The organism is Streptomyces hygroscopicus subsp. hygroscopicus (assembly GCF_030269125.1).
Classification (GTDB): Bacteria; Actinomycetota; Actinomycetes; order Streptomycetales; family Streptomycetaceae; genus Streptomyces; species Streptomyces hygroscopicus_C.
Genome location: NZ_BSSM01000002.1, coordinates 663,980 through 681,626 on the forward strand (window position 1 = coordinate 663,980; position 17,647 = coordinate 681,626).

Annotated in this window: 12 protein-coding genes, 3 tRNA genes and 1 pseudogene; 9 read left to right on the forward strand and 7 right to left on the reverse strand. The window is 73.2% G+C overall.

Annotated features, from left to right (window positions below; genetic code table 11):
• The first annotated feature begins 31 nt into the window (after window positions 1-31).
• From QSK45_RS07470 to QSK45_RS07480, 3 genes are all read left to right on the forward strand, one after another.
• A complete protein-coding gene (locus QSK45_RS07470; RefSeq protein WP_285554450.1) occupies window positions 32-1,075 on the forward strand; it encodes an AAA family ATPase in 1,044 nt (347 codons plus the stop codon).
• A complete protein-coding gene (locus QSK45_RS07475) occupies window positions 1,065-4,805 on the forward strand; it encodes an SAV_2336 N-terminal domain-related protein (RefSeq protein ID WP_285554452.1) in 3,741 nt (1,246 codons plus the stop codon). Before QSK45_RS07470 ends, QSK45_RS07475 begins: the two co-directional genes overlap by 11 nt.
• Window positions 4,806-4,943: 138 nt before the next feature.
• A complete protein-coding gene (locus QSK45_RS07480) occupies window positions 4,944-5,981 on the forward strand; it encodes a rod shape-determining protein (RefSeq protein WP_285554454.1) in 1,038 nt (345 codons plus the stop codon).
• Window positions 5,982-6,003: 22 nt separating this feature from the next.
• Here the strand turns inward: QSK45_RS07480 and QSK45_RS07485 are convergent, their stop codons facing one another.
• Window positions 6,004-6,198, reverse strand: a complete 195-nt coding sequence (locus QSK45_RS07485; protein WP_285554455.1) for a hypothetical protein — start codon at window positions 6,196-6,198, stop codon at window positions 6,004-6,006.
• Window positions 6,199-6,409: 211 nt separating this feature from the next.
• Here QSK45_RS07485 and QSK45_RS07490 point away from each other — a divergent pair.
• A pseudogene (locus QSK45_RS07490) lies at window positions 6,410-6,514 on the forward strand (IS481 family transposase); the annotation flags it as partial.
• Window positions 6,515-6,567: 53 nt separating this feature from the next.
• Here QSK45_RS07490 and QSK45_RS07495 read toward each other — a convergent pair.
• Window positions 6,568-7,506 (reverse strand): anti-sigma factor RsbA family regulatory protein, encoded by a 939-nt coding sequence (locus QSK45_RS07495; RefSeq protein ID WP_285554457.1) that lies wholly within the window; start codon window positions 7,504-7,506, stop codon window positions 6,568-6,570.
• Window positions 7,507-7,683: 177 nt separating this feature from the next.
• On the opposite strand from QSK45_RS07495, the gene QSK45_RS07500 reads away from it, so the two are divergent.
• On the forward strand, window positions 7,684-8,376 hold the full coding sequence (locus tag QSK45_RS07500; protein ID WP_285554458.1) for an ANTAR domain-containing response regulator: 693 nt from the start codon (window positions 7,684-7,686) through the stop codon (window positions 8,374-8,376).
• Window positions 8,377-8,769: 393 nt separating this feature from the next.
• On the opposite strand, the gene QSK45_RS07505 is transcribed toward QSK45_RS07500, so the two are convergent.
• The 3 genes from QSK45_RS07505 to QSK45_RS07515 all read right to left on the reverse strand — a co-directional run bounded on the left by QSK45_RS07505 (window position 8,770) and on the right by QSK45_RS07515 (window position 9,174).
• A tRNA-Ile gene (locus QSK45_RS07505) sits at window positions 8,770-8,846 on the reverse strand.
• A gap of 176 nt (window positions 8,847-9,022) precedes the next feature.
• Window positions 9,023-9,095 (reverse strand) — tRNA-Asn (locus QSK45_RS07510).
• Between the two features lie 6 nt (window positions 9,096-9,101).
• Window positions 9,102-9,174, reverse strand: a tRNA-Asn gene (locus QSK45_RS07515).
• A 159-nt stretch (window positions 9,175-9,333) separates the two neighbouring features.
• Between QSK45_RS07515 and QSK45_RS07520 the strand changes: the two genes are divergently transcribed.
• The 4 genes from QSK45_RS07520 to QSK45_RS07535 all read left to right on the forward strand — a co-directional run bounded on the left by QSK45_RS07520 (window position 9,334) and on the right by QSK45_RS07535 (window position 14,960).
• Window positions 9,334-9,639, forward strand: coding sequence for a YtxH domain-containing protein (locus QSK45_RS07520; protein WP_285554461.1), 306 nt, complete (start codon window positions 9,334-9,336; stop codon window positions 9,637-9,639).
• 29 nt (window positions 9,640-9,668) lie between these two features.
• Window positions 9,669-11,120: an FGGY family carbohydrate kinase gene (locus QSK45_RS07525; RefSeq protein ID WP_285554463.1), complete on the forward strand. Its 1,452-nt coding sequence runs from the start codon at window positions 9,669-9,671 to the stop codon at window positions 11,118-11,120.
• Between the two features lie 178 nt (window positions 11,121-11,298).
• Window positions 11,299-13,032, forward strand: a complete 1,734-nt coding sequence (locus QSK45_RS07530; RefSeq protein WP_285554465.1) for an ABC transporter ATP-binding protein — start codon at window positions 11,299-11,301, stop codon at window positions 13,030-13,032.
• Window positions 13,032-14,960 (forward strand): ABC transporter ATP-binding protein, encoded by a 1,929-nt coding sequence (locus tag QSK45_RS07535; protein ID WP_285554466.1) that lies wholly within the window; start codon window positions 13,032-13,034, stop codon window positions 14,958-14,960. The genes QSK45_RS07530 and QSK45_RS07535 overlap by 1 nt, the downstream gene beginning before the upstream one ends.
• A gap of 53 nt (window positions 14,961-15,013) precedes the next feature.
• On the opposite strand, the gene QSK45_RS07540 is transcribed toward QSK45_RS07535, so the two are convergent.
• Window positions 15,014-16,090, reverse strand: coding sequence for an RNA polymerase sigma factor (locus tag QSK45_RS07540; protein ID WP_285554468.1), 1,077 nt, complete (start codon window positions 16,088-16,090; stop codon window positions 15,014-15,016).
• A 215-nt stretch (window positions 16,091-16,305) separates the two neighbouring features.
• Window positions 16,306-17,514: an alpha/beta hydrolase family protein gene (locus QSK45_RS07545; RefSeq protein ID WP_285554469.1), complete on the reverse strand. Its 1,209-nt coding sequence runs from the start codon at window positions 17,512-17,514 to the stop codon at window positions 16,306-16,308.
• Between the last annotated feature and the right edge of the window lie 133 nt (window positions 17,515-17,647).

Sequence of the window (17,647 nt, forward strand, 5' to 3'; positions counted from 1 at the left end):
CCCGCACCCCGACCACGGAGAAGAAGAAGCCATGCCCCTGTGGCCCGTCTACACCGGTACGAGCGCGCCCCACGACGGCATCGCGCAGCTGCCCCCGCCGCCGCCCTGGCGCGCCTTCGACGGCGGCCCGGTGCTGGACCCGCCGGACGCGTCCGCCGACCACTCGGCCGTCTCCCCGGACCGGGTGCACCGCGCCGAGACGTACCGGGCCACCGAGGAGACGGTGCAACTGGTCAACGCGGCCCTGTACCTGCGCCGCCCGCTGCTGGTCACCGGGCCGCCCGGCACCGGCAAGTCCTCCCTGGTGTACGCCGTCGCGCGCGAGCTGCGGCTCGGTCCGGTGCTGCGCTGGAACATCACCAGCCGCAGCACCCTGCACGACGGGCTCTACCAGTACGACCCCCTGTCCCGCCTGTACGCGGCACGGCAGCGGGCCGCGCACCACGACCGCCCGGAACCGCCGGGGGAGGCGTCCGACGAGAGCGGCATCGAGCACCATCTGCGCCTCGGGCCCCTCGGCACCGCCCTGCTGCCCTACGGCCGCCCCCGCGCGCTGCTCATCGACGAGATCGACAAGAGCGACCTCGACCTGCCCAACGACCTGCTGAACGTGCTGGAGGAGGGCCAGTACCAGATCCCCGAGCTGGTGCGCGCCGCCCGGCTCACCCCGGACGGCACCGCCCGGGTCCTGGCCGACGGCACCGACGAGCGGGTCCCGGTGGTGCGCGGCCACGTCCGGTGCCGGGCCTTCCCGTTCGTCGTGCTCACCAGCAACGGCGAGCGCGAGTTCCCGCCCGCCTTCCTGCGCCGCTGCGTCACGCTGCATCTGCGCCGGCCGGACGACCGGCACCTCGCCGACATCGTCCGCGCCCATCTGGGCGAGCCCGACGCCTACGCCCAGGAACTGATCGGCCGCTTCCTGGAGCGCACCAGCGCGGGCGACCTGGCCACCGACCAGCTCCTCAACGCGATCTACCTCGCCCGTACCAGCGACCTGGGCACCGAGACCCTGGACCAGCTGGCCGAGCGGCTGATGCCGCACCTGGGACAGAGCACGCAGACCGATGTCTTCTGACACCCCCGGCTCCCCGGAGTCCGCGGACGCCCTGGGCCGCCTCGCCGCCGTGCTGGCCGAGGCGGGCCGGGGCGTGCCGCCGACCCCGCGCGAACTGGCCGAACTGCTGTGGCTGGCCGGGCACATGGGGGCCGAGAACACCGGGCGCGGCACTCCGCCCCCTCCCGCCGAGAACCGTGGGACCGCCGCACCGCGACCATCGCCCTCCCTGCCCACCGACGAGCCCCCGCCCCGGCCCCCGCGGCAGGAGCGGCACCAGCCGCTCCCCGCCCCGCCGGCCGTCCCCGAACCCCCCTCCCGGATCCCGCTGCGCCTCCCCTCCCCCGCGCCTTCCGCGGACCGCCCGCCGCACACCACCCTGCTGGCCCCCGCGCCCCCGATGCTGCGCCACCCGCTCGCCCTCCAGCGGGCGCTGCGTCCCCTGCGACGCCGGGTGGACGCGCCCGTCGGCCGGGAGCTGGACGAGCGGGCCACCGCCGACCGCATCGCCCGCCTGGGCGCGCGGCCCGACGGGTGGCTCCCGGTGCTGCGGCCCGCCCGGGAGCGCTGGCTGAGCCTGAACCTGGTCCACGACGCCGGTCCCACGATGCCGGTCTGGCGCCCCCTGGTCCGCGAACTGCACACGGCGCTGGCCCAGTCGGGCGCGTTCCGCACGGTCACCCTGTACCGCGCCGACGCCGACGGCACGGTGCGCGGCCCCGACGGGCGGCTCCCCGCGGACGGCCGTACCGTCACCCTCCTGATCAGCGACTGCATGGGCCCGCAGTGGCGCGAGGGCCCCGCCGGCGCCCTCTGGTACGCCACCCTGCACCGCTGGGCGCGCCGGATGCCGCTGGCCGTCGTGCAGCCGCTGCCCGAGCATCTGTGGCGGGAGTCGGCGCTGCCCGCCACGCCCGGCCGGCTGTCGGCGCCGCACCCGGTGGCGCCGTCCGCCGCGCTCACCTTCACGCCGTACGAACGGCCCGAGTCCGACGACCCGGTGGCCGCCGTCACCCTCCCGGTGCTGGAGCCGGAGCCGCGGTGGCTGGCGAACTGGGCCGGTCTGATCAGCACGGCGGGCGGCACCCGGTTCCCGGCGGCCGCGGCCCGGTTGGGGCGGCCGTTGCCGGCCGACGCGGAGGACCGTACGGACATCGGGGGGCTGTCCGCCGAGGAGCTGGTGCTGCGGTTCCGGGCGACCGCGTCCCCGGAGGCGTTCCGGCTGGCCGGGCATCTCGCGGTCGGACGGCCCGACCTGCCGGTGATGCGGCTGGTGCAGGCGGCGGTGGAACCGGACCCGCGGCCGCAGCACCTGGCGGAGGTCGTGCTCAGCGGCATGCTCACCGCGCTGCCGGGGGCGCCGGCCGGGTCGTACGCGTTCCGGGAGGGCGTACGGGAACTGCTGCTGCTCGGCCTGCCGCGCACCGAGCGCAATCGCACCGTGGAACTCCTCGGCCGGATGGGCGAGTTCATCGACGAGCTGGCGGGGCGGGCGCCGGGCGGATTCCGGGCCGCGGTGCCCTCCGAGCAGGGCCTGCCGACGCCCGTGGAGCACGAGCCGGTCGCCATGCTCCGCGCGGAGAGCGTGCGCAGGCTGGCGCCGGCGGGCGGCGGGCGGCTGGTCGCGGGGCGGTACCGGCTGGTGCGGAGGTCGCACACGGGGCACCGGGGGTGGGTCGCGGAGGACCTGCGGGACGGGGGTGCGCCGGTCGTCGTGTGCCGGTACGCGCCGGACGAGCTGCTCGGCCCCTTCGCCCGGCTCTGCCAGGACCTCATGGAGGTGGACGAGCCGGGTATCGCACGGGTCCTCGATCACGGGTTCGACGGCGAGACCCCCTATCTGGTCCGGGAGTTCGTCGAAGGCCCCACGCTCTTCCAGCGCATGGCCGCCCTGCGGGAACGGCTGTCCCCCGCCGAGACGGACGCCCTGACGCGGAAGCTCGGCGAGGCGGTCCTCGCCCTGCGCGGGCGGGAGGGTCCGTGCGGCGAGCTGAACACCCGGTCCGTGGTCCTCTCCCCGAACGGGCCGGTCCTGACCTGTCTGGACGCCGCTCCGGTCGTCCACGGGAGCCGCGCGGAGACCGTCGCGGCGTTCTCGGACATCGTCGACGCCCTTCAGGGCAGCCCCCAGGTCCTCTTCACCACCGGCGACCTCACCGGCCGCCCGGAGACCCGCATCACGCTCGAAGCCGCCGTGCACGAGGTCTTCTCCCGGTCGCTGCCCTCCGACCGGTTCCGGGTCGAGGCCCGCCCGGACGGTTACCGGGTGCGCACCGATCCCGGCGCCTACCTGCTGCCCGTCCTCGTCGCCGTGCTGCGCGAACTCCCCTTCACCGCGGCCGGGCTGACCGGGCCGACGCCGTTGCGGGTGATGTTCGGGACGCCGTTCGTCCAGCTGCCGCAGCCCGCCACCGGCGTCGACGTCCTCGTACCGCCCGCGCTCTACGACGAGTTCGCCGCCAGCTCCGCCGCGCGGGACGCCCCGCCCTTCGAGCCGGTCTACTACGACGACGCCCCGGACGCGCCCGCTGCCGCCTGGCACTGCCCGCTCACCACCGAGCGCCCCCGCCGCCAGCTGGTGGAGGGCCCGTTCATCGCCCAGGACCTGGGCGAGCTGGGCGTGCCCACCCCGGGGCGTTCGGCCGTCGTGCACACCCGTCCCGGCGGGGCGCTCACCCTGCTCGACCCCATCCGCCCCTACGCCCCCCGCCCCGAGACGTACTACACGGTCGACCTCACCGTGCAGCAGGCCCGGCACACCCTGTCCCTGCCCGGCTCCGGGAAGACGGCGTTCACGGCCGTGGCGGAGCTGACCTGGCAGGTGACCGACCCCGTCGCCTTCGTCCGGGCCGGTGTCGTCAGCGTCTCCGCCGTGCTGCTGGAGCACCTGCGCGAGACGGCCGCCCGGATCACCGCCCGGCACCCGGCGCGCCGGGCGGGTGCCGCCGAGCGCGCGGTGAACGACGGGGTGCGCGACTGGCCGGTGCCGGGACTCACCGTGTCGTACGCCGTGCGGCTGGGGACGCGGAGCGCGCCGGGGCCCGGACGGACCGCCACCCCGCCGCCGGGGGCCCTGCTCACCGGGGCCGAGTGCGTACTGGTCGGCTTCGAGGGGCCCCTCACCCGGTTGTTCACGGCGCGGGGCGCACACGCGGCCGTGCTCGATCTGCTGGGCATCGTGGCCGAACACCGCGATCCGCGGAGCGCGTTGGCGGGGCAGCCGCTGCCGGTGGCAGGGGGGCGGGCGGTGTTCCCGCATCCGCTGGACCTGCTGCGCGCGTTCGCCCGGGACCATATCGGGCCACTGCTGGAGCGGCGCCTGGAGGAGCTGGAACTGGCCGCCGTGCCCGACGCGCCGATGACGCACCGCTCGCTCGCGCTGGTGCGCGCGCTGCACACGTCCGGGCGGCGGGTGAGCGTGGTGTCGGACGTGAGTTCCCGGGCGGTGCAGTGGGGTGTGCAGTCGTACAGGCTGCCGCTCGCGGGGGTGCACGCGCGCCGCGAGGACCTGGGCCTGCTGACGCCGAACCCCGGCTGTCTGCTCCGGGCCCTGGCCCACCTCGACGTGCCGGCCCGCCGGGCCGTGCTGCTCGGTTCGTCGGTCGCCGAGCTGACGGCGGCCCAGCGGCTCGGCCTGCCCTTCATCGGGTTCGCCCCGTCCGCCGCCGGGCGCCGGCTGCTGCGCGAGGCCGGCGGGGAGGCGGTCGTCCCCACGCTCGAACCCCTTCTGGAGGCGATCCGCGCCGCCTGACCCGGCGACACTCCGGGGAGCCCCGCGATTACCCCCGTTCGGCGGCGCCCCGCCCGGCCCCCCACAAAGAGCGGGCGGCCCGGCGCGGCGCGCAGGATGCGGAGAGTAGGGAACGCCCCGCGCCCGGAAGGAGCTGCCGTGTCCGTCAGCCTGGAGCAGTTGCGCCGCTGTCACTTCGCCGTCGACCTGGGCGCGGCCCGGACCCGGGTGTACGTGAAGGGCGCGGGGCTCGTCGTGGACCAGCCCTCGGTCGCGGCCGTGAACGTCCGTTCCGGCTCGCTGATCGCGGTGGGCGACTTCGCGGAACAGATGACCGGCCGGACGCCGGACTACATCAGGGTCGTACGGCCCGTCTCCGGCGGCACGGTCGTGGACATCGACATGGCCCAGCGCATGCTGCGGCACCTGATGGGCGACAAACTGCGCCGGGCGCTGCGGCGCAAGGCCCGGCTGCGCGCGGCCGCGTGCACCCCGCACGACGCCGATCCGCTGGCCCAGCGGGCGACGATCGAGACGCTGCTCGGGCTCGGCGCGCGCCGGGTGGAGCTGGTGGACACGCTGATCGCGGCGGCGGTGGGCTGCGGGCTGCCGGTGGAGCGGCCCGAGGCCACGATGATCATGGTGTGCGGGGCGGCGGCCACGCAGGTCGCGGTGCTGTCGCTGGGCTCGATCGTCACGGCCGAGCGGATCCCGGTGGGCGGGGAGGCCGTGGACCACGCGATCGTGCAGTACCTGCGGCACACGCACCAGCTGCTGCTGCCGAGCCAGTCGGTACGGCCGCTGCAACTGGCCCTGTCCGGCACCGGACTCACCCCGCAGGGTCCGGACCGGGCCGAGATCAACGGCCGGGACGTGGCCACCGGGCTGCCGCGCACCGTGCGGATGGACACGGCGGCCGTGCGCAAGGCGATCCAGACCCCGCTGACGGCGGTCCTGGACGGCATCGGCAAGGTGCTGCGCGAGTGCCCGCCGGATCTGGTGGCCGATCTGGTCGACCGCGGGGTCATCATGGTCGGCGGCTCGGCGCTGCTGCCCGGACTCGACCAGATGGTGCGCGAGGCCACCGGGATGCCGGTGTTCATCGCCGAGCGCCCGGACCTGTGCGCGGCCCGGGGTCTCGGCGAGATGCTGGAGGGCCGGATCGAGCCGCTGGTCCTGGATCCGCTGGCCTCCTGAACTCCCGGCGGCCGAGGGGGTTTCAGTAGGCGTGGTCGGCCGTGATGTCCGCGGACAGGCCGAGACGGCGCCGCGCGGTCTCGGGGCGCAGGCTCATCAGGAGATGGGTCAGGGCGTCCACCGCGGCGAGACGGGCGATCCGGCCGGCGGAGGTCTCCAGACCGAAGACGAGGTCCTGGCCGCCGACCACGGGCACATGGCGGCTGGCCTCGCTCACCGGTGAACGGGCGTAGCTGGTCAGCGTGACGACCGTGGCCCCGGCCTGCCGGGCACGGCGGGCCGCGTCGACCGTGGTGCGGGTCGCCCCGGTGTGGCTGATCGCGGGACAGACGCCGTCCGGCGGGAGCTGGGCCGCGGCGAGCTGCGGGTGAGAGCCTTCTGGCCTGGTGTGGATTGCGACATCCGCACCAGCGACCAGAGAGGCCCTCGTGCCCCACCGTGACGCGCCCCTGGCCGAGACCGGACGCCCGCGCCTGGCCCGCTGCGTGGTCGAGGACGGCCGGCCCCCCCTCGCCGGGCCGCCGGACGCTTCGCCCGCAGGCGAACCACCCGCCGGCCGCGTCCCCACCCTCTCGGGGCGACACAGCTAGCGCGGTCCGCCGAGGTGACAGCGGATCGTCGTGCCCTCCGCGCTCGTGTGCGTCCGCACCAGGTCCGCCACCAGGTTGACCAACAGCAGCCCGCGGCCGCCGCGTTGGTCGCGGGCCGCGGGCCGGCGCCCGGCCAGCGGATCGGTCAGCCGGCCCCCGTCGCGCACCTCGCACAGCACCTGGCCGTCCTGCGCCCACACGGTGAGCGTGCCCCGACCACCGCCGTGCACCACGCTGTTGGTGGTCAGCTCGGCGGCGACGAGGGTCAGGTTCTCCAGCGCCTCACCGGCGAGCCCCAGCCCGCCGCCGTGCCGGGTGGCCAAGTGCCGCACCGCGGACAGCCGGTCCGCGTCGAACGCGACGCGGAGCACCCCGGGACCGTCCGCCGGCGCGGGCGGCAGCGGCACGTTGCAGCGGACGACGACGCCCTCCGGGTCGTAGGCGGCGCTGAGCCGCTCCTCGGCGCCCTCGATGACGACGGGATGGGTGGCCCACGCGTCGGCCAGCGCCCGCGGGTCCAGCGCGGCGGTGTCGTACGGGCACAGGATGGTGATCCCCCGCCCCCGGAACGCGGCGTTGATCAGTGCCTCGTGCTGCACGCAGGCGGGGTACTCGGCCGGGCCGCGCCCCGCCCAGACCGGCTCGCCGATGATCCGGGTGCGCCGTCCGGGCGGCTGGGCGTCGGCGAAGGCGCGCAGCACACCGGGGATGATCCGGCCGGGGTTGCGCCCGGCCTCCCGCATGTCGAGGAACCGCACCCCGTCGCCGTCGGCGCCCAAGGCGTCCCGGATCAGCTCCAGCTTCTCCCCGGGCACGACGACGGCGACCGGCTCACCGGCGGCCAGCGCGGCGCGGACGAAGGGCACGGTGCCGGCGAGGTAGGCGCGGGTGTCGCCGTAGAAGAGCGCGGGGTGCGCGAAGGGCTCGCCGCTCATGAGACACCTCGCTTCCCGGCAGCCTGGGCCACGCCCGCGCCTGCCCCCGCCGGCGAAAACAATGCGGCCGGGATTCCGCGGCGGGTTATGCCGCCCTCGGGGACACGCGGGGTGTAGGCGTCGGCACGCAGGGCAGGCGACCCGCGTGGTGCCCATGGACCGAGCAGGAGGGGAGACATGACCTCAGCGGGACTCGCAGCCCACACCGTACGACTGGACGCCCTGGCGATCGACGCCCGTACGGAGGGCCGGCGCGCCCTCCTCGCCGCCCGCGGCGAGCTGGTGCACGGCGGCACGGACACCCTCGGCGACGCACTGGCCGCCCTGCCGCCGGACATCACCGCGGTGGAGCTGGACATGGCCGGGGTGTCCTTCCTGGACACGACCGGGCTCGCCTGTCTGGACCTGCTGACCGAGTACGGCCGCCGCCGCGGCGCACGGGTCACCGCATCCGGCTGGCGGGGCCAGCCGCGCCGGGTCCTGGAACTGATGGGCCTGGACCTCACCGATCCGCTGCGCACCGGCGAGGCCGCCGCGGGGGGCCCGGCCGAACCCCCGGTCCGCGCCACCTCCGCGGTCGCCCGGGAGCGCGCCGAACAACTGGACGTCCTGCGCCTGGAGATAGCCCAGCTGCGGCAGGCGCTGGACTCCCGCCCCGTGATCGACCAGGCCCGCGGCGTCCTGATGGCCGCCCACGGCTGCACCCCGGACCAGGCGTGGGAGATCCTGCGCGACGCCTCCCAGCACTCCAACACCAAGCTCCACCGCATCGCCGCCGCCATCATCGCGAGCGCGGCCCCGGACGGCCCGCCCCCGCCGGAACCCCTGCGCAGCGCCTTGCGCACCGCCGCCGCCCGGCACCTTCCCTGAGGCGCGGCGCGCTTCAGTAGGGCAGCACGCGCCCCGACGGCGTCCTGCGATCGATCTCCTGCTCCCGCGGCGCGACCGGCCGCCGGCTGACCCGCACCCGAATCCGACGGTCCATGACGCCTCCTCCTGCCGACATCGGTAGGAGGTCCGTGCCCACGGGAGGGAGGCTTCAAGCCCCGGGGCCGCTGCGGATCCACGCCATGGCCTTCGCGGGCCAACGGCCGGACCCGGTACCGGCCTTCGGGAGGCGGGGCCGGAGCACGTCGACAGCGCCGTTTCGGCCATGCGGGAAGGGCGCTGCGCCGACCGGGTGCACGGAGGCCGCCATGCTCGGCATGGCGGCCTCGTTGCGACGGGGTCCACAGGTAGAAACGCTTCTGCACCTGTAGCGCCTGGTGGGGCGGGTGGGACTCGAACCCACGGCCGACGGATTATGAGTCCGCTGCTCTAACCGGCTGAGCTACCGCCCCATAGCGGCGTGTCGCGTACACGTGTGCGCGCCGTCTGCCGCAGCATAGCCGCTCATACGATCTCCTGCTTCGGATGGTCGGCTTCCGCGCTGCTCATGACCTTGAGGACATCGGCGCGGGCGCGGCGGTTCCCGCGGACATGAAAAAGGACCCCTGAGGGGTCCTCGTTCAGCGTGCTCCCCCGACTGGACTCGAACCAGTAACCTGCCGGTTAACAGCCGGCTGCTCTGCCAATTGAGCTACGGAGGACCGAAGCTCCCCCGACTGGACTCGAACCAGTAACCTGCCGGTTAACAGCCGGCTGCTCTGCCAATTGAGCTACGGAGGATCGCCTCGATTGCATCGAACGCACCTCCCTGGGTATTCGCCGGGGGGCGGTCGCTCGCTGCGACACATACATTAGCGCAAGCAGGGGGGTGCTCCGCCAATCGGTTCCCTCCGGGACCTGCGCCGCACCACGGAACTACGCACGGGAAGGGTGGCAGCCATGCGCTACCGGCTCACGTTCATCGCCGGACTGGCCCTCGGTTACGTACTCGGCACACGGGCCGGACGCGAGCGCTACGAGCAGCTGAAGAAGTCCGCTCGCCGGTTCGCCCAGAACCCGGCCGTCCGCAACACCGCCGAGACCGCCGCACAGCAGGGCCGCGCGTACGCCGGCAAGGCCGTCCACACGGTCACGGACAAGGTGGGCGACCACGTGCCCTCGTCCGTGGCCCAGCGGGTGCGCTCGCTGCGGGACCGGGCGTCGGGTGGCTCGGCGGGCGACGACTGGGGCACCAGCAACACGTAGCGCCCCGTACATACGGCAAGATTCTCCGCATGGGGATAGTCGCCGGTTTGGACAGCTCACCTGATTTCACCCGCATCGTGGTCTGCGACACGGACACCGGTGCCGTACTCAGGCAGGGGTACGCGCCCCATCCGGTCGATCCCCTGGAAGGCAACGCGCGGGCCGGCGACGTCGACCCGCAGGCGTGGCTCCTCTCCCTCGGGGAGGCCGCCGGCGGGGGCCTGCTGGAGGGCGTGCAGGCCATCGGTGTCTCCGCCCAGCAGCACGCGCTGATCCCCCTGGACGCCCAGGGCAACACCGTGCGCCCGGCCCTCACCGGCGGCGACCGGCGCGCGCAGGTCGCCGCGGCCGATCTCGTGGACGCGCTCGGCTCCCGGGAGGCCTGGGCGCAGGCCGTCGGCTGCGTGCCGGGGGCCGCTCAGCCGGTGACCAAGCTGCGCTGGCTCGCCAAGAACGAACCCGAGAACGCCCAGCGCACCGCCGCCCTGCTCCAGGCCCACGACTGGCTGGTGTGGCAGCTGCTCGGGCGCCCGGCGCGCCGCACCACCGACCGCGGCGGGGCCTCCGGCACCGGGTACTGGTCCGCGGCCACCGGCGTCTACCGCTCCGACCTGGTCGAGCTGGCGCTCGGCCACCAGGCGATGCTGCCGGAGGTGATCGGCCCCTCCGAGGCGGCCGGCACGACCCCGGAGGGGCTGCTGATCTCGGCCGGGACCGGGGAGACCATGGCGGCCGCGTTCGGGCTCGGCATCGGGCTCGGGGACGCGGTGGTCTCCCTCGGCGCCTCCGGCTCGGTGATGGCCGTCCACCCCCAGGCACTGGCCGACCAGTCCGGGATGATCACCTCGCTCGCCGACGCCACCGGCATGCACCTGCCGGTCGTCACCACCCTCAACGCCGTCCGCACCCTGCGCGGCACCGCCGAACTCCTCGGCCTGCCCGACCTGGACAGCCTCTCCGAGCTGGCGGCGAAGTCGACGCCGGGCGCCCACGGCCTCGTCCTCCTCCCCTATCTGGAGGGCGAGCGCACGCCGAACCTGCCGCACACCGCGGGCACCCTCACCGGGCTGCGGCGCGAGTCGATGAAGCCGGAGCACCTGGCGCGGGCCGCGTTCGAGGGCATGCTGTGCGGGCTCGCCGACGCGCTGGACGTGCTGCGCGCGCGGGGCGTGGAGGTGCGGCGGGTCTTCCTGCTCGGCGCCGCCGCCGAGCTGACCGCGGTGCAGGCCGCGGCACCGTCGCTGTTCGGCGCGCAGGTCGTCGTGCCGCAGCCCGCGGACTACACCGCGATCGGCGCGGCCCGGCAGGCGGCCTGGGCGCTCGGTGTCTCGCAGGGCACGCTGGACCCGCGCGATCCGCCCGCCTGGCAGGGCGCGGCGGCGCGGGTCCTGGAGCCGGGCGAGGAGCTGGCCGTCGGGCAGGCGGTACGGCAGCAGTTCTCGGCGGTGCGGGAGCAGACCCACCCGGGGGCGTTCCACTGAGTCACGGGCGACTTCGCCGCACAGAACGCCTCAAACCAACCCGCGCTGCCCGGCACTCATAGGCCGTACAAAAATCCGCTGTTGGGTTAATCGGTTGAGGTAACGCGGGTGGAGTGTCCGACGATAGGGGCCAAGGGCACACCGACCAGCCCCTGTCGCCGACTCCGAGAGACGTAGCGTGCTCATACGACTTCTGCGGACCTATCTCAGGCCCTACAAGAAACCCATAACCGTGCAGGTCCTGCTGCAGTTCCTGCAGACCTGCGCCACCCTGTACCTGCCCACCCTGAACGCCCACATCATCGACAACGGTGTCGTGAAGGGGGACACGGGCTACATCCTGTCCTTCGGCGCCCTGATGATCGGCATCTCGCTGGTGCAGGTCGTGTGCAACATCGGCGCCGTCTACCTGGGCGCCCGCACCGCCTCGGCGCTCGGCCGGGACGTGCGCGGCGCCGTGTTCGACCGGGTGCAGTCCTTCTCCGCCCGTGAGGTGGGCCACTTCGGTGCGCCCTCGCTCATCACGCGTACGACGAACGACGTCCAGCAGGTCCAGATGCTGGTCCTGATGACGTTCACGCTGATGGTGTCGGCGCCCATCATGTGCGTCGGCGGTATCGTGCTCGCGCTCGGCCTGGACGTGCCGCTGTCCGGGGTGCTGGTCGCGGTCGTTCCGGTGCTGGCCGTCTGCGTGACGCTGATCGTGCGCCGGCTGCGCCCGCTCTTCCGCACCATGCAGACCCGCCTGGACAAGGTGAACCGGGTGCTGCGCGAGCAGATCACCGGCAACCGGGTGATCCGCGCCTTCGTCCGCGACGAGTACGAGCAGACCCGCTTCGCCCGGGTCAACGGCGAGCTGACCGAGATGCAGCTGGCCACCGGCCGGCTGCTGTCGCTGATGTTCCCGATGGTGATGACCGTGGTGAACGTGTCCTCCATCGCGGTGGTGTGGTTCGGCGCGCACCGCATCGACAGCGGCGGGATGCAGATCGGCGACCTGACGGCGTTCCTCGCCTATCTGATGCAGATCGTGATGGCCGTGATGATGGCCACCTTCATGTTCATGATGGTGCCGCGCGCGGAGGTGTGCGCCGAGCGTGTCCAGGAGGTCCTGGACACGGGCTCCAGCGTGCTGCCGCCGCTCGCGCCGGTCACCGAGCTGCGCCGGCACGGGCATCTGGAGATCCGCGAGGCCGGCTTCCGCTATCCGGGTGCCGAGGAACCGGTGCTGCGCGCCGTCCGGCTGGAGGCCCGGCCGGGCGAGACCACGGCCGTGATCGGGTCCACCGGCAGCGGCAAGTCGACCCTGCTCGGGCTGGTCCCGCGGCTGTTCGACGCCACCGAGGGCGAGGTCCTGGTGAACGGCGTCGACGTCCGCGAGGTCGACCCGGCGCTGCTGGCACGGACGGTCGGACTCGTGCCGCAGAAGCCGTACCTCTTCGCGGGCACCGTCGCCTCCAACCTGCGCTACGGCAACCCGGACGCCACCGACGAGGAGTTGTGGCACGCGCTGGAGGTGGCGCAGGCCAAGGAGTTCGTGACCAGGCTGGAGGGCGGGCTGAACGCGCCGATCGCCCAGGGCGGCACCAATGTGTCGGGCGGCCAGCGCCAGCGGCTCGCCATCGCGCGCACGCTCGTGCAGCGCCCGGAGATCTACCTCTTCGACGACTCCTTCTCCGCGCTCGACTACGCCACCGACGCGGCCCTGCGCGCCGCGCTGGCCGAGGAGACCGCCGAGGCGACGGTCGTCATCGTCGCCCAGCGGGTGGCGACCATCCGGGACGCCGACCGGATCATCGTCCTCGACGAGGGCCGGGTGGTCGGCTCCGGCCGGCACCAGGAGCTGATGGCGGGCAACGACACCTACCGGGAGATCGTGCTCTCCCAGCTGACGGAAGCGGAGGCCGCCTGATGTCCGGGCCCATGGGACGCATGATGGCCGGGGGCGGCCCGGACCAGCGGTCGATGGACTTCAAGGGGTCGGGCAAGCGGCTGCTCGCCCAGTTCAGGCCCGAACGGTTCACCGTCTACGGCCTGCTGGCGTGCGTGGTCGTCAGCGTGGCCCTCAACGTGATCGGCCCGAAGATCCTCGGGCGCGCCACCGACCTGGTCTTCTCCGGCATCATCGGCCGGCGGATGCCCGCCGGGGCCACCAAGGAGCAGGTGCTGGCGCAGATGCGGGCGCACGGCAAGGGCGCCGTCGCGGACATGCTCCAGAGCACCGACTTCACCCCGGGCAAGGGAATCGACTTCGGCGCGGTCGGCGACGTACTGCTGCTCGCGCTCGTCGTCTTCACGGTGGCCGGGCTGCTGATGGCCGTGGCGACGCGGCTGGTCAACCGGTCGGTGAACCGCACGATGTACCGGCTGCGCGAGTCCGTGCAGACGAAGCTGTCCCGACTGCCGCTGTCGTACTTCGACAAGCGCCAGCGCGGCGAGGTGCTTTCGCGGGCGACCAACGACATCGACAACATCGGGCAGACGCTCCAGCAGTCGATGGGCCAGCTGATCAACTCGGTGCTGACCATCATCGGCGTGCTGGCGATGATGTTCTGGGTCTCCTGGATCCTCGCGCTGGTCGCGCTGGTGACCGTGCCGCTGTCCTTCCTGGTCGCCACGCGGGTCGGCAAGCGCTCGCAGCCGCACTTCGTGCAGCAGTGGCGTACCACGGGCAAGCTCAACGCCCATGTGGAGGAGATGTACACCGGGCACACGCTGGTGAAGGTGTTCGGGCGGCAGGAGGAGTCGGCGAAGCAGTTCGCCGAGCAGAACGATGCGCTGTACGAGGCCGCGTTCAGGGCGCAGTTCAACAGCGGTGTGATGCAGCCGCTGATGATGTTCGTGTCGAACCTGAACTACGTGCTGGTGGCGGTCGTCGGCGGACTGCGGGTCGCGTCCGGCGCGCTGTCCATCGGTGACGTGCAGGCCTTCATCCAGTACTCGCGGCAGTTCTCCATGCCGCTGACGCAGGTGGCCTCGATGGCGAACCTGGTGCAGTCCGGCGTGGCCTCGGCCGAGCGGGTCTTCGAACTCCTGGACGCGGAGGAGCAGGAGGCGGACCCGGTACCGGGCGAGCGGCCGGCGGAGCTGCGCGGGCGGGTGGAGCTGGAGCACGTGTCCTTCCGGTACGACCCGGAGAAGCCGCTGATCGAGGACCTCTCGCTCACGGTGGAGCCCGGCCACACGGTCGCCATCGTCGGCCCCACGGGCGCGGGCAAGACCACGCTGGTCAACCTGCTGATGCGGTTCTACGACGTCTCCGGCGGGCGGATCACCCTGGACGGGGTGGACGTGCGCAGCATGACCCGGGACGAACTGCGGTCCGGGATCGGCATGGTGCTCCAGGACACCTGGCTGTTCGGCGGCACCATCGCGGAGAACATCGCGTACGGCGCCGCGCGGGAGGTCACCCGGGGCGAGATCGAGGAGGCCGCGCGGGCCGCGCACGCCGACCGGTTCATCCGGACGCTGCCCGAGGGGTACGACACCGTGATCGACGACGAGGGCACGGGGGTGAGCGCCGGTGAGAAGCAGCTCATCACCATCGCGCGGGCGTTCCTGTCCGACCCGGTGATCCTGGTTCTGGACGAGGCGACGAGTTCCGTGGACACGCGGACCGAGGTGCTGATCCAGAAGGGCATGGCCAAACTCGCCGCCGGGCGGACGTCGTTCGTGATCGCGCACCGGTTGTCGACGATCCGGGACGCGGACACGATCCTCGTCATGGAGAACGGTTCCATCGTCGAACAGGGCGCGCACGCCGAACTGCTGGCGGCGGACGGGGCGTACGCCCGCCTGTACAAGGCGCAGTTCGCGCAGGCGGTGGCCGAGGTGGACTAGGCGGGGAGGGGGCCGCTCCCGGTTGTCCGGGCGGCCCCTCTTCCTCGTCCGCCTCAGTCCAGGTAGCCCCTGAGCTGGTCCGCGTACGCGTGGTCCCTGAGCTTGTTGAGGGTCTTGGACTCGATCTGGCGTATCCGTTCGCGGGTGACGCCGAAGAGGCGGCCGATCTCCTCCAGGGTGCGCGGACGGCCGTCGAGGAGGCCGTAGCGCAGCTGTACGACCTTGCGCTCGCGCTCGCCCAGCGTGGACAGCACGGCCTCCAGGTGCTGCTTGAGCAGCAGGAACGCGGCGGACTCCACGGGGCTGGCGGCGTCGCCGTCCTCGATGAGGTCGCCGAGCGCCACGTCGTCCTCCTCGCCGACGGGGGCGTGCAGCGAGACGGGTTCCTGGGCGAGCCGCAGCACCTCGCCGACGCGCTCGGGCGGGAGGTCGAGATGGGCGGCGACCTCCTCGGGCGTCGGCTCGTACCCGCGCTCCTGGAGCATGCGGCGCTGCACCCGCACCACCCGGTTGATCAGCTCCACGACGTGCACCGGGACGCGGATGGTGCGGGCCTGGTCGGCGAGGGCGCGGGACATGGCCTGGCGGATCCACCAGGTGGCGTACGTGGAGAACTTGTAGCCGCGCGCGTAGTCGAACTTCTCCACGGCCCGGATGAGCCCGAGGTTGCCCTCCTGCACGAGGTCGAGCATGGTCAGTCCGCGCCCGACGTACCGCTTGGCCACCGACACGACGAGCCGCAGGTTGGCCTCGATGAGCCGCCGCTTGGCCAGCCGTCCCATGACCACCAGCCGGTCCAGATCGTGCGCCAGCCGGCTGTCCAGGTCAGGGGTGCCGCTCAGCTTCTCCTCCGCGAACAGGCCGGCCTCGACGCGGCGGGCGAGTTCGACCTCCTCGGCGGCCGTGAGCAGCGGGATGCGGCCGATCTCGCGCAGGTACTGCCGGAAGAGGTCGGCGGAGGGCCCGCCGCTCTCCGGGTACTGTGACGGACGCCCCTGTGGTGGCACGGCCACGAGAAGGTCCGGCTCCGCGTCCGGCTCGTCCGTGACGGCACCGGTACCACCGGGGGCAGGGGTGAGGGTCTGGGTCTGCACGAGGGCGACCTCCAGGATGTACGCCGGACTCGGCACCCCAAACAGTGTGGGGTAAGACACATCGCCGCCACGAGGGGTGTGCGGTGACTTTTTGCGTCCGATCCGTGACCCGCTGCTGACCGGGCCCGCCGACGGGTACCAAGTGCAGCGCCGCGTCGATCCCTTCGGGGGCTGCCGGTCGGCTGGCGGGGTCGCCGAGGTGGAGGCCGACGGCGCATCTGTGGCCGGCGGGTCGGCGCTGTACTAGCTAGCTAGTACTGGAAGAGTACTTCCGGATTGTTCGGCGAGGGGCCGTCCAGCAGCGGACGGTGGATCCCCTTCAGCGTCCGGTCGAAGAACGCTGTCACGTACTCGCGGGTGATCACCACCCCGCGTTCCGGGGAGAGGGGCGGCGCCGGGAACCCGGCCTCCTCCAGAAGCAGGTCCAGGTCGGTGAAGCTGGTGTGGTCGGCGCCGGCGACCGTCAGCCACTTCTTGTAGCCGCCGAGGGCGGCCCAGGTCTGCCCCCACGCGGTGTCGTGGCTGCCGACCGAGTGGTAGGGGGCCCTGCCCAGCATGAGGAACGGCCGGTTGATCTGGCCGGGCATCGGGGCCGGGTGGAAGGTGCCGTCCATGTCCACTCCGGCCAGTACTCGCGGGTCGGTGATCATCGTGGTGGCGGCCGCCGCTCCGCCGAGGGAGTGTCCGGCCATGCCGATCTCGTGCTTGTCGATGAGGTGTGCCAGGGGCCACGCGGTATTGCCATGCGTCAACCGGTCGATCACGAAGGACACGTCCAGCGCGCGGCTGGCGGCGACGGAGTCGAAGTCGAGCGACGCCGGGTCATCGCAGATCGCGCACGGCGGCGTCCGGCCGTCCGCCAGCGTCTCGCCGCTGTCCTCGTAGGTGTGGCCGACGAGCGCGACGACGTAGCCGTGACTGGCCAGGTCGGTCGCGAGCGAGGTGAGCACCATGCGCGGGTCCTCGAACCCGGGTGAGAGGACCACCAGCGGATACGTGCCGCTCTGCGGCCGCGCGCCGTCGAAGGCGTGAGTGGTGACGCTGGAAAGGTTCTGTGGGGTGACGCCGGAGCTCGCCGGCATCTTCCGGTGCTGGATGGATCCGGCTGCCTCGGCGAGGGTCATATAAGGGGCCGGAGTCCCGGTCCCGGGGACGGCCGGGTAGACCATCGTGACGGTCAGTTGGCGGGGGCCGGACGACGGCACCCACGGGTCGGGACGGCTCGCGTCGGTGAGGTGGACGACGTCCTCGCCGGCGGCGTAGGGGCCGGTCGGCGCGGGGAGCGTGCCTTGGAAGGACGGCGTGGGCGCGGTGGCCGTGGCCGGTGCGGTGTCGAACGCCTGCGTGGCCACCGGTGTGGCCGACGGTGTGGTCGTGGCGGCGAACCCGGCGCCGGTTCCGGTGACGAGGGCGGCGAGCGCCAGCACCGCGACAGCGCTGATACGGCGATTGCGTTTCATGGGATCGACGCTAGGTTCCGCGGCTCCGTATCGAGTCAGCCCACGGATGTAAACAGTCCGTAGCCCCTGCGAGGTACTGGAGTCATCCGCCGAGACTATGCCGTGCGGTGCGGGGTTCCCTTCGCCGGCATCG